The following is a 13,621-nucleotide window of genomic DNA, read 5'->3' on the forward strand; positions in this document are numbered from 1 at the left end:
GTGCGGTGGACGGGGCGGGGCCACAACGCAGCGTCCGGCACGAAGCGGACCCGCAGCTCACCGTCCCGCAGCCCCGCCCCGTCCACCGCACACCGCCGCAACGCCGAAGGCAACGGCACGATGCGCCGGAACGGATCAACGGTCAGCACGAGTTCGTCGCCCCGCCGAATGAGCTCCAGCTCATCCCGTATGGCACCGGGCAACGGAATGTGCCACACCAGCACCCCATCCTCCGCGAGCCGGTCGGTCACGGGCCACTCGACCGGGGCAGTCGCCGTGTTGACTCCGGGCACGGCCAGCGCGGCGAGATCGTCCAGCCCGCGCGGGTCCCGCCCCAGGTGGACGGCCCGATGGACCTCGTACGTCTCCTCCCACTCGTCCAGCGCCTTGCGCTGCTGCGCGACCGGCCCCGCCAGCCACGAGTCGGCGGGAACCTCCGGCAGGACACGGCCGGCCACCAGGGACTCGACGGCCAGGCCGCGTACGGCCAGACCGAGCGCCGCGCCACGGACGGCGTCCGCACCGGCCGGACCCGGCTCGGCGACCAGGCGTACCGACGTACCGGGATCCGCGACGACCGCCGCCACGGCGGCCAGCTCGACGTCCCACCGGGCGGCCGTCTCGTACAGCCACTCCGCCGGCATGGGCACCCCCGCGAGCCGCCCGAGGACCGGGCGCAGGGCGCGGGCCGCCTGCCGCTCGGGGGGAAGGAGGCGGCGCAGATAGCGGCGCAGTTCCTCGGGCAGGGCCAGCAGGGCGAGCGCCTGCGGGACGGGCGGCAGGTCGACGACCAGCAGCCCGAACCGCTCCGACAGAGCCGCGTCGCGCAACGCCCGCAGCAGGGCCAGCTCCTCGGCGCCGGGCAGCGGCGTGACCTCCTCGGTGTCGAGGCGGGAGGCCCCGAGGAGGTCCAGGACGTTGCGCGCGCGGTCCTGGAAGGTGGTCAGGTCCGCCCGGAAGTCGGCCGCCGCGTCGGGGCGCCAGGCGGTGAGGTGCGGGGCGACCGGCACCGGCTCCGCACCCGTCGGTACGCCCAGGACCGCACCCAGGGTGTCCGTGCGGTCGGCGCTCAGGACGAGCGTGTCCACGCCTTCACGGGCGGCGGTCAGTGCGGTGGCGGCGGAGAGCGTCGTACGGCCGGATCCGCCCGGGCCCGTGATCAGGAGGGTGCGCATGGGGGTGAACGGTAGCGGTAGGCGGGTGGTGCGGTGGACTGCTCGGTCCGCCGTGGGGTTTTCACTCGGTCGACCGGGGAGGGCTTGCAGCAAACCGCGTGTTCGACTGCTCGGTCGCCTGCGGGTGCTGAAAGCCGGGGCCGAGGGCCCGGCCGTGCTCAGCGCTTCGCGCCTCCGCGCGTTCGGGCCCGCCCCCTCGGACAAGGGCTTCGAGCAGGCCCGCGACCTTGGTCGTGGTGCTTTGGCCGGCGTTACTCGCCAGGTGACTCCACCCGCTTCTTGAGGCCCGCCAGCGCCCGGTCGATGATGACCTTCTCCGCCTTCCGCTTGATCATGCCCAGCATGGGGATCTTGACGTCCACCGTGAGGAGATAGGTCACCTTGGTCGTCTTCGAGCCGATCGGCTCGAGGAGGTAGGTGCCGTCCAGGGAGCGCAGCATCTGGGACTTCACCAGGGTCCAGGAGACCTCGTGGTCGCCGGTCCAGGTGTACGCCAGGGTCTGGTCGTCCTTGATGGCACCCGCGTCCATGACGAGGCGCACCTGCTCGGCGCGGCCCTGGTCGTCGGTCTTGAGGACCTCGGCCTCCTTCACCTCGCCGGTCCAGTCGGGGTAGCGGGCGAAGTCGGCGATCACCCCCATGACGTCGGCCGGTGCCGCCTCGATCGTGATGCTCGAGCTGGTGTGTTCCGCCATCGCCGTGGCTCCTCCAGATGCGCGCCGGTAGTGCGGCCGTACTCGGCCGGTGGTGCGGGTGTCGTGCGCACGTGTGTGCAGCGTGAAGGCTACCGCGCGACCGGGCGCCGGACTCCCACCCCACCTGCGCGGTCGGCCGGAACCCTCACCGGCTCACCATTCGAGCACCCAGGGCCGCCCGGTCCCGGCAAAGTGCCCCACGTTCACGCACTCGGTCGCACCGATCCGCATCCGGCGGACCAGCGGCTGGTGGACGTGGCCGAAGAGGGCGTAGCGGGGGCGGGTGCGGCGGATGGCGTCGAGCAGGGCGCGGCTGCCGCGCTCGAAGCGGCGGGCGACGGTGTCGTAGACGAGTTCGGGGACCTCTGGCGGGATGTGGGTGCACAGGACGTCGACCTCGCCGACCGCCTCGATCTTCGCGGCGTACTCCTCGTCGGTGATCTCGTAGGGGGTGCGCATGGGAGTGCGCAGGCCGCCTCCCACGAAGCCGAGGACACGGCCGCCGATCTCGACGCGCTCCCCGTCGAGCACGGTGGTGCCCTCGCGGGCGTACTCCTTCCACAGGGTCGGCATGTCGACATTGCCGTAGGTGGCGTACGTCGGGGCGGGGAACGCGGCGAAGAGTTCCGCGTACTGCTTGCGCACCGCCTGTTCGATGATCGCCGCGTGGTCGCCGTCGAGGCCCGCCCACAGCCGGGTGCCGAACTCGCGGGCCTCGGCGAAGCGGCGGGCGGTGCGCAGTTCGACGATGCGGTCGGCGTTCTCCACGCCGAACAGGTCCGGGAAGATCCCGCGCGAGTGGTCGGCGTAGTCGAGGTAGAGGATCAGGTCGCCGAGGCAGACCAGGGCGTCGGCGCCCTCGCCCGCCCGGGCCAGGTCGCGCACGTTGCCGTGCACGTCGCTGACCACGTTGATGCGTGTCCTGCCGCCGCCGGGCGATGTGGGTGCCATGCCCACGCAGCCTAGTGAACGGCGGCGGGGACCGGTGAGGCGTGGCGGCGGGGTCCGTCGTTACTGGCTAGGCGTTCAGCGGGTCGACTACTGTGCGCACAGGAACATCAGCCCGTGTGACACAGCGAACATCTCGCCGGGACCCCTGTCGGAGAATCGTACTGACGGGTAACGTCCGGGCCGTCCAGCGTTTCTGGATTTCAACAACGTCGTGGCGCCGGCGCCCTATGAGGAGCAGCAGTCTTGCGCGAGTTCAGCCTTCCGGCTCTCTACGAGGTCCCTGCGGACGGCAATCTGACCGACATCGTCCGCAGAAACGCCGCGCAGCATCCGGACGTCGCCGTGATCGCGCGCAAGGTGGGCGGTGTCTGGCAGGACGTGACGGCGAAGGACTTCCTCGCCGAGGTGCACGCCGCCGCCAAGGGGCTCATCGCCTCCGGCATCCAGCCGGGTGACCGGGTGGGCCTGATGTCGCGGACGCGTTACGAGTGGACGCTGCTGGACTTCGCGGTCTGGAGCGCGGGCGCCGTCACCGTGCCGGTGTACGAGACCAGTTCGGCGGAGCAGGTGCAGTGGATCCTCGGCGACTCCGGCGCGACCGCCTGCATCGTGGAGCTGGACAACCACGCCGCCGCCGTGGAGTCGGTGCGCGAGTCGCTGCCCGCGCTGAAGAACGTCTGGCAGATCGAGGCCGGCGCGGTCGAGGAGCTGGGCCGGGCCGGGCAGGACATCAGTGACGCCACGGTCGAGGAGCGCGGTTCGCTGGCGAAGGCCGACGACCCGGCGACCATCGTGTACACGAGCGGGACCACCGGGCGGCCCAAGGGGTGCGTGCTCACCCACCGCTCCTTCTTCGCCGAGTGCGGGAACGTGGTGGAGCGGCTGCGGCCGCTGTTCCGTACCGGTGAGTGCTCCGTGCTGCTCTTCCTGCCGCTGGCGCACGTCTTCGGCCGGCTGGTGCAGGTCGCGCCGATGATGGCGCCGATCAAGCTGGGCTGTGTGCCGGACATCAAGAACCTCACCGACGAGCTGGCCGCCTTCCGCCCGACGCTGATCCTCGGTGTCCCCCGGGTCTTCGAGAAGGTCTACAACGCGGCCCGTGCCAAGGCGCAGGCGGACGGCAAGGGCAGGGTCTTCGACAGGGCCGCGGACACGGCGATCGCGTACAGCAAGGCGCTGGACGCTCCGGGGGGTCCGTCCCTCGGGCTCAGGGTCAGGCACAAGGTCTTCGACAAACTGGTCTACAGCAAGCTGCGCGCGGTGCTCGGCGGGCGCGGCGAGTACGCCATCTCCGGCGGCGCCCCGCTCGGCGAGCGCCTGGGCCACTTCTTCCGCGGCATCGGCTTCACGGTGCTGGAGGGCTACGGTCTGACCGAGTCCTGCGCCGCCACCGCCTTCAACCCCTGGGACCGGCAGAAGATCGGTACGGTCGGGCAGCCGCTGCCGGGGTCCGTGGTCCGTATCGCGGGCGACGGGGAGGTGCTGCTGCACGGCGAGCACCTGTTCAAGGAGTACTGGAACAACCCGGCCGCGACGCGGGAGGCGCTGGCCGACGGCTGGTTCCACACCGGTGACCTCGGCACCCTCGACGAGGACGGGTATCTGCGGATCACCGGACGGAAGAAGGAGATCATCGTCACCGCGGGCGGCAAGAACGTCGCCCCGGCCGTGATCGAGGACCGTATCCGGGCGCACGCGCTGGTCGCGGAGTGCATGGTGGTGGGCGACGGGCGGCCGTTCGTGGGCGCGCTGATCACCCTGGACGAGGAGTTCCTGGGCCGCTGGTGCGCCGAGCACGGCAAGCCGGCCGGCTCCACCGCGGCGTCGCTGCGCGACGACCCGGATCTGCTGGCGGCGATCCGGACGGCGGTCGACGACGGCAACGCCGCGGTGTCGAAGGCGGAGTCGGTGCGGAAGTTCCGTGTTCTGTCCGCCCAGTTCACGGAGGAGTCGGGACACCTCACCCCGTCGCTGAAGCTCAAGCGGAACGTGGTCGCGAAGGACTACGCGGACGAGATCGAGGCCCTGTACGCCAAGTAGGGGACGGGCGGGGCTTCACAGAAGCTCCTTGAGCCGGTCCGCCAGCAGGTCCCAGCGCCACTTCTCCTCGACCCAGAGCCGGCCCCGCTCCCCCATGCGGCGGCGCAGCCCGGCGTCGCCGAGGAGGGTGACGATGCGGTCGGCGGCCTCCTGGGGGGAGCCGCCGCGCACCACCCAGCCGGTCTCGCCGTCGAGCACCGCGTCGGGCGCGCCGCCGGAGTCCCCGGCGACGACGGGCAGGCCGGTCGCGGACGCCTCCAGGTAGACGATGCCCAGGCCCTCGACGTCGAGTCCGCCGCGCCGGGTGCGGCAGGGCATGGCGAAGACGTCGCCCGCGCCGTAGTGCGCGGGCAGTTCGGCCCAGGGCACCGGGCCGGTGAAGCGCATGGAAGCGGCCACCCCGGTCTCCCGCGCGAGCCTGCGCAGGTCCTTCTCGTACGGCCCGCCGCCGACGATCAGCAGCACGGTGTCGGGCTCGGCGGCCAGGATCCGGGGCATGGCCCGGATCAGGGTGTCCTGCCCCTTGCGCTTGACCAGTCGTGAGACACAGACGACCACCGGCCGGTCGGTGAGCCCGAGCCGGGCGCGCACCTCGTCGCCGCCCGAGTCCGGGTGGAAGGTCTTCTCGTCGACCCCCGGCGGCAGTTGCACCATCCGCGCGGCGGCCTCGGGGGGCAGCGCGGCGGCGATCCGGGAGCGGGTGTACTCGCCGAGGTAGGTGATCGTGTCCGTGGACTGACCGATGCGGCGCAGCAGCCCGCGGGCGGCGGGCAACTGGGCCCATCCGGCCTCGTGGCCGTGGGTGGTGGCCACCAGCCGCCGGGCACCCGCCCTCCTGAGGGCCGGTGCCATCAGTCCGAGCGGGGCCGCCGCCCCGAACCACACCGAGGTGCACCCGTGTTCCCGCAGCAGCCCGACCGCGCGCCGGGTCGCCCGCGGGGTGGGCAGCAGCATCGTCGTACGGTCGCGTACGACGGTGAAGGGCTGCTCCGCGTCGAACGCCGCCGTCGCCTCGACGCCCTCACGGCTCCGCTTCCAGGTGGAGGCGTGGACGACCAGCCGCTCCGGGTCCAGCCGCAGCGCCATGTTGTGCAGGAACGCCTGGATCCCGCCGGGCCGGGGCGGGAAGTCATTGGTCACGATGAGGGTCTTGTGCATCGCCGCCGACCCTACCCAACCGGGGCGGGACGGCCGGACACGGCCGTGTTTCCTGGCCCGCGCACAGCCGGCCGGGAGATCATGCCCGGGACGGAGAGCGGACGGACGGGGCCTGAGGTGGACGGGACGGGAGCGGGGCGAAGCCTGGCGGGGGTGCTGGCGGCCTGGGGTGTCAGCCGGACGGTGCTGCTGCTGCTCTTCTTCAAGGTGTTCGTCCTTCCGGGGCCGGACGTCACCATCGACGTGTCGGTGATCTACCAGGGGTGGTACGAGGTGCTGCGGGACGGCACCTTCCCGCTGGACGACGTCACCTGGCAGTACCCGCCCGGCGCCGCGCTGGCGGTCCTCTCCCCCGCCGCCCTGCCGTTCCTGGACTACACCGCCGCCTTCGGCGTCCTGGCCGTGCTGGCCGACCTGGCGGTGCTGTGCCTGCTGCTGCACGGCGGCCGGCGCAACGGCCGGCCGCTGCGCGGCGCCTGGGTGTGGACGGGGGGCGCGGCCCTGCTCGGCCCGACCCTGTACGCGCGCTACGACGTGATGGTGGCCGCGGTGGCCGTGGCCGCGCTGTTCTCGGGGGCCCGGCGCCCGTGGGCGATGGGGGCGCTGGCCGGCTTCGGGGCGTTGCTGAAGGTGTGGCCGGCGCTGCTGCTGGCCGGCGCGGTCCGGCGCCGGTCGTGGGCGGCCGCGGCGGTGACCGCGACCGCCCTCGGCTCGCTGTTCGTCCTCATCCTGCCCGGGGCGCTGTCCTTCCTGACCGCCCAACGCGGCCGGGGGACGGAGGTGGAGTCGCTGGGCGGGCTCGTCTTCCAGGTGGCCCGGCACTTCGGCTGGGACGGGGAAGTGCTGCTGAACTACGGCTCGGTGGAGTTCGTCGGGCCGTACGTCGACGTGGTGAGCGCCGCCTCCCTGGTGCTGACGGCAGCAGCGTTCGGCTGGCTGCTGTGGTGGCGGCTGCGCGCGCGCCGCTTCGGCCCGGCCTCCCTGGCGGACGCCGCGTTCACGGCCGTCCTGCTCTTCACGGCCACCAGCCGTGTGATCAGTCCGCAGTATCTGGTGTGGCTGGTCGCCCTGGCCGCCGTCTGCCTGTGCTTCCGGAGCAGCGGCGTGGGGGTGCCGGCCTGGCTGGTGACGGCGGCGGCCCTGGTGACGGTCCTGGAGTTCCCGGTCTTCTTCGGGGCCGTCGTGGCCGGCGACCCGCTGGGCGTGGGCCTGCTGTTCGCCCGCAACGGCCTGCTGGTCGCCGCCTGCGTGACCGCGTGCCGCGCGCTGTGGCGTTCGACGGTCCCCGGCCCGGCCGGTCCGGTCAGCCCAGTTGGTTCCTCAGGTACTCGCGCCACTGCTCGGTGAACTGTTCCAGGGTGGTGCCGAGGACCTTGTGCAGGGCCTCCTCGACGGCGCCCTCGCGTCGGGGGTGGGCGCCGACGGCCCGGTAGAAGGTGTCGAGGTCGTGTTCGCCCCAGTGGACGGCGATCATGCGGCAGGCCATCCAGCCGCTCTCGTAGGCCTGGGCGAGCCGGGCGGGGTCGCCGGTGAAGCCGAAGTCCCCGTCGGTGGGCAGAACGGCCGGGACATCTCCGTCCGAGACGGCTCGTTGGAGTTCCGGGGCGGCCTGGGCCGGGGTGCGGCCGGTGCGGCGGTAGCCGGCCCAGTCGGCGTAGCCCTCGGAGAGCCACAGCGGGGTGGCGGGGTTGGTGTGGGCGCGGGTGGCGACGTGGGCCGTCTCGTGGGTGAGCACGACCTGTCTGCCGAGCGGGCCGAGCGTGCCGTAGGCGTCGGGGTTGACGATGATCCGGTCCGCGGGCGCCCGGCCCGTGCCTCCGGTCTCGCCCGTGGTGACGGCGGCGATCCCGCGGTAGTTGGCGGCGGGCGAGCCGAGCAGTCCGGCCATGTCCCGCAGGGACCCCGGGACGAGCAGCAGGACGCGCCGGCTCCAGTCGGTGCCCCACGCCTGTGTCACCGCGGGCACCGCGCGGTCGGCCAGGCCGGCGTAGCGGCGCAGGGTCGCGGTGGACTGGCCGACGCCGAGGACGAGGCTGCGCCGCCCGCGGACCACCGAGACCGGGCCCTGGTCCCACAGTTGCTGGGCGGACTTGCTCCCCGGGCGGTCGGAGTCGACGTGCCACGTGCCGTCGGTGCCGGTGGACAGGGTGAGCGTGCGGCCCACGGTGACCGGTGCCTTGTCGTGCCCGGTCACCCGGTAGCGCAGTTCGGCCTGTGCGGTGGCGGTGCGGCCGGTGCGGTGCAGGGCGGTCAGGCGGTAGGACCAGGCCGTCAGCGGTACGGACTTCAGGTTCGCGTACGGGGCGCGGGTGCCGGTGGCGGCGTAGGCCGCCGGGTCGTGGTGGAGGACGGCCGCCGCCCGCCGGTCGAGCACCCGCTGCACCTCGGCCCTGGCGGTGTCGGCCGCGGACGGCCCGCCGCAGGCCGTCAGGGAGGCGAGCAGCAGGCTCACCGCCAGGACCGAGGATCTCGACGTCCGCCAACGACCAGCCATTTCCCGATGGTACGGCGGCATCGGGGCGGGCGTCAGACCCTGGTGACCGACGAGACGGGCATCATGTTCACCGGGTCGTAGCGGACCGGGGCGCCCGGGTGGGGGGCGTGGATCACCCGGCCGCCTCCCGCGTACATCGCGACGTGTCCGGCGTCGGAGCGGTAGACGACGAGGTCGCCGGGCCGGGCCTGGGACAGCGGGATGTGCCGGCCGGCGGTGCGCTGCTCCTGCGAGGTGCGCGGCAGATGCACCCCGGCCTGCGCGTACGCCCACTGCATCAGGCCCGAACAGTCGAAGCCGGAGGGCCCGTTGGCGCCCCAGACGTAGGGGCGGCCGAGCGCGGAGCGGGCGGCGGCGACGGCGGCGGCCGCGCGGGCGGAGGCGGCCGGGTCGTCGTCGAAGCCGGGGAGGAGGCCGTCGCGGCGGGAGCGGGAGGCCCGGTCGTAGGCCTCGCGCTCCGACGGGGACAGGGAGTCCAGCAGCCGCCGGGCCTCGGTGAGTTTCCGCTCGACGGTGCGTTTGTGGGTGATGGCCGCCCTGCGGCTCCTGTCGAGTTCGGCGAGGGCGCGGGCGGCCTCGGCGCGCTCCTGGGAGATTTCACGCAGGGCCTGCCGCAGGCCCTTCAGTTCGCCGGCCTGGTGGGTGCTGATCCGGTCCAGGGCGGCGGCCCGGTCGAGGTAGTCGGCCGGATCGTCGGAGAACAGCAGGGCGAGGGAGGGGTCGAAGCCGGAGCGGTACTGGGCGCCGGCGAAGGAACCGAGCGATTCCCTGAGGTCGTTGACGCGCTGCTGCTGCCGGGCGATGCGGTCCTGGAAGTCGCGTACCCGGTCGCGCAGGAGACCGGCGCGCTCCCCGGCCTTGTTGTAGGCCTCGGTCGCTTTCTCGGCCTCCTGGTGGAGGCGGTCGACCTCGGCCCGGGCGTCGCCGTGCGGCGCGGCGGCGGCCGGGCCGGCCGGTACGGCGCCCAGGGCGGCGGCCGCGGCGGTCAGAAGACCGACGGCGACGGTGGAGCCCCGGTCGAACCCGGAGGACGGTGCAAGGCGGCGATGGAACCCCACGGGAAGCCGCGCTCCTTCCGCTGGCGGACGGGAAACGCGGCAGACAGTAGCCCCCCGGCGGCGGAGCCGACCAACGAGGTCGGCGGCCGCACACGGTGACGCCCCGCCTCTGACGCAGGTCATCGGCGGGGCGTGGGGTCCCGGCGAGGTGCCGGGATTCGCTCGTTCGGGCGAGTACGGCGTCGTGGTCCCGGGGTGGGGTCAGACGCGGACACCGAACATGAAGGGGCCGCCCATGGTGCCGAACGACTCGTAGCGCACGACGGTTCCCGGGCGCGGGGCGTGCAGCACCTGGCCGTTGCCCGCGTAGAGGCCGACGTGGTGCAGGTCGTTGAAGAAGAACACCAGGTCGCCGACCTGCAGTTGGCTCTGCGAGTAGATGCGGGTGCCGTAGTTGGCCTGCGCCTCGGAGGTACGCGGGATGCCTATGCCGGCCTGCGCGTACGCCCAGGAGGTCAGACCCGAGCAGTCGAAGGAGGACGGGCCGTTGGCACCGTAGACGTAGGGCGAGCCGACCTTGCTCTGGGCGGCGGCGTAGGCGGAGCTGACCCGGCCCGAGGCGGGCTTGACGGCGCCGCCTGCGCTCATCGCGGTGCGCTCGGCGGCCCGGGTGGCGCGGGCCTCCTTGGCCTCGAGCGCCGCCTTCTCCTCGGCCGTGAGGCTGTTGAGCAGCCGCTGCGCCTCGGCGAGCTTGTTCTGGGCTTCGCTCTTCTTGTTGCCCAGCTCGGTGCGGGTGGCGGCGAGGTCCTTGAGCTTGGCGGAGGCCTCGGCCCGCTCCTGGGCGAGTTCGCGCTGTTTGTCCTGGACCTTCTTCAGCGCCTCGACCTGCTGGCCGCTCAACTGGTCGAGCGTGGAGGCCTTGTCGAGGTAGTCGTCCGGGTCGGAGGACAGGAAGAGCTGGAGCGAGGGGTCGATCCCGCCGGTGCGGTACTGGCCGGCTGCCACCGAACCGAGGTGGTCGCGCAGCTGGTTGAGTTCCTGCTGGCCGCGGGCGACGTTGTCCTGGATCGCGGAGATCTCCTTCTGGAGCTTCTCCTGCTTCTCCTTGGCGCCGTTGTACTTCTCGGTGGCCTGCTCCGCCTGCTGGTAGAGCTTGTCGACCTGGGACTTGACCTCGTCCTTGGTGGGCTTCGCGCTCGGGGCGGCGTTCGCGGCCTGGGCACTGACGGCTACGGCCGCTGCCGCCACTGTGGTGAGCACGCTCACGCGTGCGCGGCTCGGCTGTTTGGGTCGACGGTGGGACGCCACGGAAGCGAGCTCCTTCTTCTGAGTGATCACCCGCTCGGAGGTTCGACGCCTGACCTTAGTGACCTCATCGTGACGAATTCAAATCCTCCGCCGAAAAATCCCAGTGCGCAATACGTTCTTTGCCTTCAACTCACCATAAGTAAATCCAAGTTGACACTGAGTCGCGCGACAGTCCCGGTAATTCCGGCCTTAACCCCGTACGTTTCCCTTGAGGTTCATGTCGCCTTATGCCCGTTTTCAGCCGCGCGACAGACGCTTGAGGAGAACCGCCGACGCGACCGGCCGCGCACCCGCCCTCGCGACCCCGTCGGCCACCTCCCGGTCGGTGGAGACGACGATGACCGGCCGGCCCGGCGGCTCGGCCCGCACCAGCTGACGGATCAACTCGTCCGCGGTGACGCCCGGTTTGGAGAACAGCACCCGCACCCCGCGCGGCGGCGCGAGCAGCACCGGCGCGGCCAGCTCGGCCCCGTCGAAGACACAGGTGACCTCCGCGCCGGTCTGCGCGGCGAGCTGCGAGAGCTGACCGAGGAGCCTGAGCCGCTGCTTCTCCAGCGGCATCTGGGGGTAGCCGGTCTTGGTGACGTTGTAGCCGTCGACGACCAGATGCGCCTGCGGCAGCGCGAGCAGCTGGTCGAGGATCGCCGGGTCGTGCTCGGACAGCGCGCGGGCGGCGATGTCCTTGGGCGTCATCCGGCCCGGCTCCACCGCGTCCACCGTCTGAGCGGGCCGCACCGACACCGGCGGCAGCGCCAGCTCCCGGCGCAGCCCCTGGGCCGCGTCGAGCACGGTGTCCAGCAGCAGCCGTACCCGCATGTCCTCGACGCTGCGCCCCTCGCGGGCCGCCCTGCGGGCGGCCTCGAGCGCGGTCTCCGCCTCGCCCAGGCGCCCTTTGATCCGCCGGGCCTCGCTCTCGGCGGCCGACACCTGCGCCTGCCCCTCGGCGCGCACGGCCTCGATCTCGGCACGCGCTTTGCGCAGCGCGGCCTCACCCCGCTTGACGTCGCTGAGCGCGGCCCGCAGCTTGCGGTGCAGCGACTCGGCCTCTTTCCTGGCGGCGTCCAGCTCGGCGCGCAGCCGCTCGGTGTCGGCCCGGGTCTGCTCACGGGCCGCCGCCAGCTCGGCGCGCAGCCGCTCCAGCTCGGCCCGGCTCTCCTCGTCGGCGCGCTCGGCGTCCGCCCGCTGGGCCTCCTCACCGGCCGCGGTCACCAGCTTCACCCAGCCCGCCGGCCTCAGCACATAGGCCGCGGCCGCCACGTCGAGCGGGTCCGCGGCCGGGGTCGGCGAGCCGGAGTCCAGGGCACCGGACAGCTCCGGCTGGACCTCTCTGAACTTCTCCCCGATGCGCTGGCGGAACACCGGATCGGTCTCCAGCGCCGCCGCCATCGCGTTGCCCGCGAACTTCGCCCGGCGGCTGGGGGTGAACCGGGCGTACTGCCGCAGCTGCGCCGGCAGCTCACCGACCTTCAGCCCGCCGAAGGCGTCGGAGACGATCTGCACGATCCGGCGGCGCACCCCGTCGGGCAGCGGACGGTCGAACACCTCAGCGGTGCCGTCGTCCGGCCCCCCGCCTCGTGTCTCCACCATCCGTCAACCCCAATGCTTGCAAGACCCCCGTGGGGCCCGTCCCTGCGAGGCCCGCTCCGCTCAGGAGCCGGCACCCGGCCTGTCCACGAGTTCCACCTGGTCCACGGCGTTGCACCAGCGGCAGCGCACCGATTCGATGGTCTCATTGACCACCTCGCGCTCCTCCACCGTGGGCTCTCCGGCCAGATCGAGGTGGACGTACTCGACGACCTTCGACGAGCGCGTCACGTCGAAGCGGGTGAGGTTGCCGCAGAGGGTGCAGCGCCACCGCGTGGTGGCGGTCGGCAGGGGAACCGTCATCGTGACTGTTCGCTTTCCTTCTGGTTTCCGTGACGCGCCGGCTTCCCCGGAGCGTGTGGCACGTAACCCTACGGCCTGACGGCGCCTCGTCGCTGGGTGTGTCCATGACGGCGAGGCGGTCCGTGCGGTTGCGTCCCGTTACGCCATGCTCTGTGCACATGACCGGCAACAGGAACGCGGTGGCCCTCCGGGCGGTCGGGGTGGTCAAGGCAGTCGGGGCGGCGATCAGGGCGGTCGGGGCCGTACGGACCGTGCGGGCGCCGGTGACGTGCGTCCTGATCGTCCTGTGCTGCCTGATCTTCGTGACCGGCCCGGCGGCGGGCCTCGATCCCGGCTACGGCACCGGGGAGGCGCTGTCGCGTGCCCAGCGGGCGTACTTCCGGCACTGGGGCGTGGTTCCCGCCGAGCTGTTCACCGGTGCGCCACGGGCCGCCCTCACCCCGGCGACGGCCCTGTTCGTGCACGGCGGCTGGGTGCATCTGCTCGGCAACATGCTCTTCCTCTACGTCTTCGGGGCGATGACCGAGGAGCGCATGGGCCACGTCCGGTTCATGCTGTTCTACGTCGGCTGCGGCTCCCTCGCCCTGGTGGGCTACGCGGCCGCCAACGCCGCCTCCGGGCAGTCCCTGGTGGGGGCCTCGGGGGCGATCTCGGCGGTCCTCGGCGCGTTTCTCTACCTGTTCCCCCGGGCCAGGGTGACCAGTCTCTTCCCCTTCCTGTTCTTCCTGCCCCTGCGGTTTCCCGCGTGGGTCGTGCTGCCGTTCTGGGCGGCCCTGCAGTGGCTGGCCGCCGGGCGCGCGGCACAGGGGCCGGGCGTGGCCTACCTCGCCCACGTGGTGGGCTTCGCCCTGGGCTTCGCCTGCGCGTGGGCCGGATTCGGCCCATGGGGAGGGCGCGTAGCGCGGCCTTGGAAGG

General features: G+C 72.6%; 12 protein-coding genes. 3 read left to right on the plus strand and 9 right to left on the minus strand.

The features are described 5' to 3' along the window. From C1I97_RS17215 to C1I97_RS17225, 3 genes are all read right to left on the minus strand, one after another. Positions 1-1,175 (minus strand): ArsA family ATPase (locus tag C1I97_RS17215; protein WP_111004103.1); only part of this gene is annotated, 1,175 nt, incomplete at its 3' end. Positions 1,176-1,426: 251 nt separating this feature from the next. Further along, a complete protein-coding gene (locus C1I97_RS17220) occupies positions 1,427-1,870 on the minus strand; it encodes an SRPBCC family protein (protein WP_111004104.1) in 444 nt (147 codons plus the stop codon). 153 nt (positions 1,871-2,023) lie between these two features. Then, the gene (locus tag C1I97_RS17225) at positions 2,024-2,779 is read right to left on the minus strand and encodes a metallophosphoesterase family protein (RefSeq protein WP_181446764.1); all 756 of its coding nucleotides are present in this window, start codon (positions 2,777-2,779) and stop codon (positions 2,024-2,026) included. Positions 2,780-3,064: 285 nt separating this feature from the next. Here C1I97_RS17225 and C1I97_RS17230 point away from each other — a divergent pair, with 285 nt between their 5' ends. Further along, on the plus strand, positions 3,065-4,861 hold the full coding sequence (locus tag C1I97_RS17230; protein WP_111004106.1) for an AMP-dependent synthetase/ligase: 1,797 nt from the start codon (positions 3,065-3,067) through the stop codon (positions 4,859-4,861). A 15-nt stretch (positions 4,862-4,876) separates the two neighbouring features. On the opposite strand, the gene C1I97_RS17235 is transcribed toward C1I97_RS17230, so the two are convergent. Beyond that, complete coding sequence (locus tag C1I97_RS17235) at positions 4,877-6,019, minus strand: glycosyltransferase family 4 protein (protein WP_111004107.1); 1,143 nt, start codon at positions 6,017-6,019, stop codon at positions 4,877-4,879. 117 nt (positions 6,020-6,136) lie between these two features. Here C1I97_RS17235 and C1I97_RS17240 point away from each other — a divergent pair, with 117 nt between their 5' ends. Then, positions 6,137-7,366, plus strand: coding sequence for a glycosyltransferase family 87 protein (locus tag C1I97_RS17240; RefSeq protein ID WP_111004108.1), 1,230 nt, complete (start codon positions 6,137-6,139; stop codon positions 7,364-7,366). On the opposite strand, the gene C1I97_RS17245 is transcribed toward C1I97_RS17240, so the two are convergent. From C1I97_RS17245 to C1I97_RS17265, 5 genes are all read right to left on the minus strand, one after another. Beyond that, a complete protein-coding gene (locus tag C1I97_RS17245) occupies positions 7,323-8,513 on the minus strand; it encodes a hypothetical protein (RefSeq protein WP_111004109.1) in 1,191 nt (396 codons plus the stop codon). The genes C1I97_RS17240 and C1I97_RS17245 overlap by 44 nt on opposite strands. A gap of 32 nt (positions 8,514-8,545) precedes the next feature. Beyond that, positions 8,546-9,571, minus strand: coding sequence for a C40 family peptidase (locus C1I97_RS17250; protein ID WP_111004110.1), 1,026 nt, complete (start codon positions 9,569-9,571; stop codon positions 8,546-8,548). A 201-nt stretch (positions 9,572-9,772) separates the two neighbouring features. Continuing rightward, complete coding sequence (locus C1I97_RS17255) at positions 9,773-10,819, minus strand: C40 family peptidase (protein WP_111004113.1); 1,047 nt, start codon at positions 10,817-10,819, stop codon at positions 9,773-9,775. A 237-nt stretch (positions 10,820-11,056) separates the two neighbouring features. Further along, positions 11,057-12,406: an NYN domain-containing protein gene (locus C1I97_RS17260; RefSeq protein ID WP_111004111.1), complete on the minus strand. Its 1,350-nt coding sequence runs from the start codon at positions 12,404-12,406 to the stop codon at positions 11,057-11,059. A gap of 60 nt (positions 12,407-12,466) precedes the next feature. Beyond that, positions 12,467-12,706: a hypothetical protein gene (locus C1I97_RS17265; protein ID WP_111004112.1), complete on the minus strand. Its 240-nt coding sequence runs from the start codon at positions 12,704-12,706 to the stop codon at positions 12,467-12,469. 158 nt (positions 12,707-12,864) lie between these two features. On the opposite strand from C1I97_RS17265, the gene C1I97_RS17270 reads away from it, so the two are divergent. Beyond that, positions 12,865-13,621 (plus strand): rhomboid family intramembrane serine protease (locus C1I97_RS17270; RefSeq protein ID WP_111004114.1); only part of this gene is annotated, 757 nt, incomplete at its 3' end.

Origin of the sequence: Streptomyces sp. NTH33, assembly GCF_003236365.1 — a bacterium.
Taxonomy (GTDB): domain Bacteria; phylum Actinomycetota; class Actinomycetes; order Streptomycetales; family Streptomycetaceae; genus Streptomyces.

What these genes read in the sequence shown, in the direction of transcription:
- C1I97_RS17220 (WP_111004104.1), bottom strand. Translation starts at nt 1,870, where the DNA reads ATGGCGGAACACACCAGCTCGAGCATCACGATCGAGGCGGCACCGGCC.
- C1I97_RS17235 (WP_111004107.1), bottom strand. Translation starts at nt 6,019, where the DNA reads ATGCACAAGACCCTCATCGTGACCAATGACTTCCCGCCCCGGCCCGGC.
- C1I97_RS17245 (WP_111004109.1), bottom strand. Translation starts at nt 8,513, where the DNA reads ATGGCTGGTCGTTGGCGGACGTCGAGATCCTCGGTCCTGGCGGTGAGC.
- C1I97_RS17260 (WP_111004111.1), bottom strand. Translation starts at nt 12,406, where the DNA reads ATGGTGGAGACACGAGGCGGGGGGCCGGACGACGGCACCGCTGAGGTG.
- C1I97_RS17265 (WP_111004112.1), bottom strand. Translation starts at nt 12,706, where the DNA reads ATGACGGTTCCCCTGCCGACCGCCACCACGCGGTGGCGCTGCACCCTC.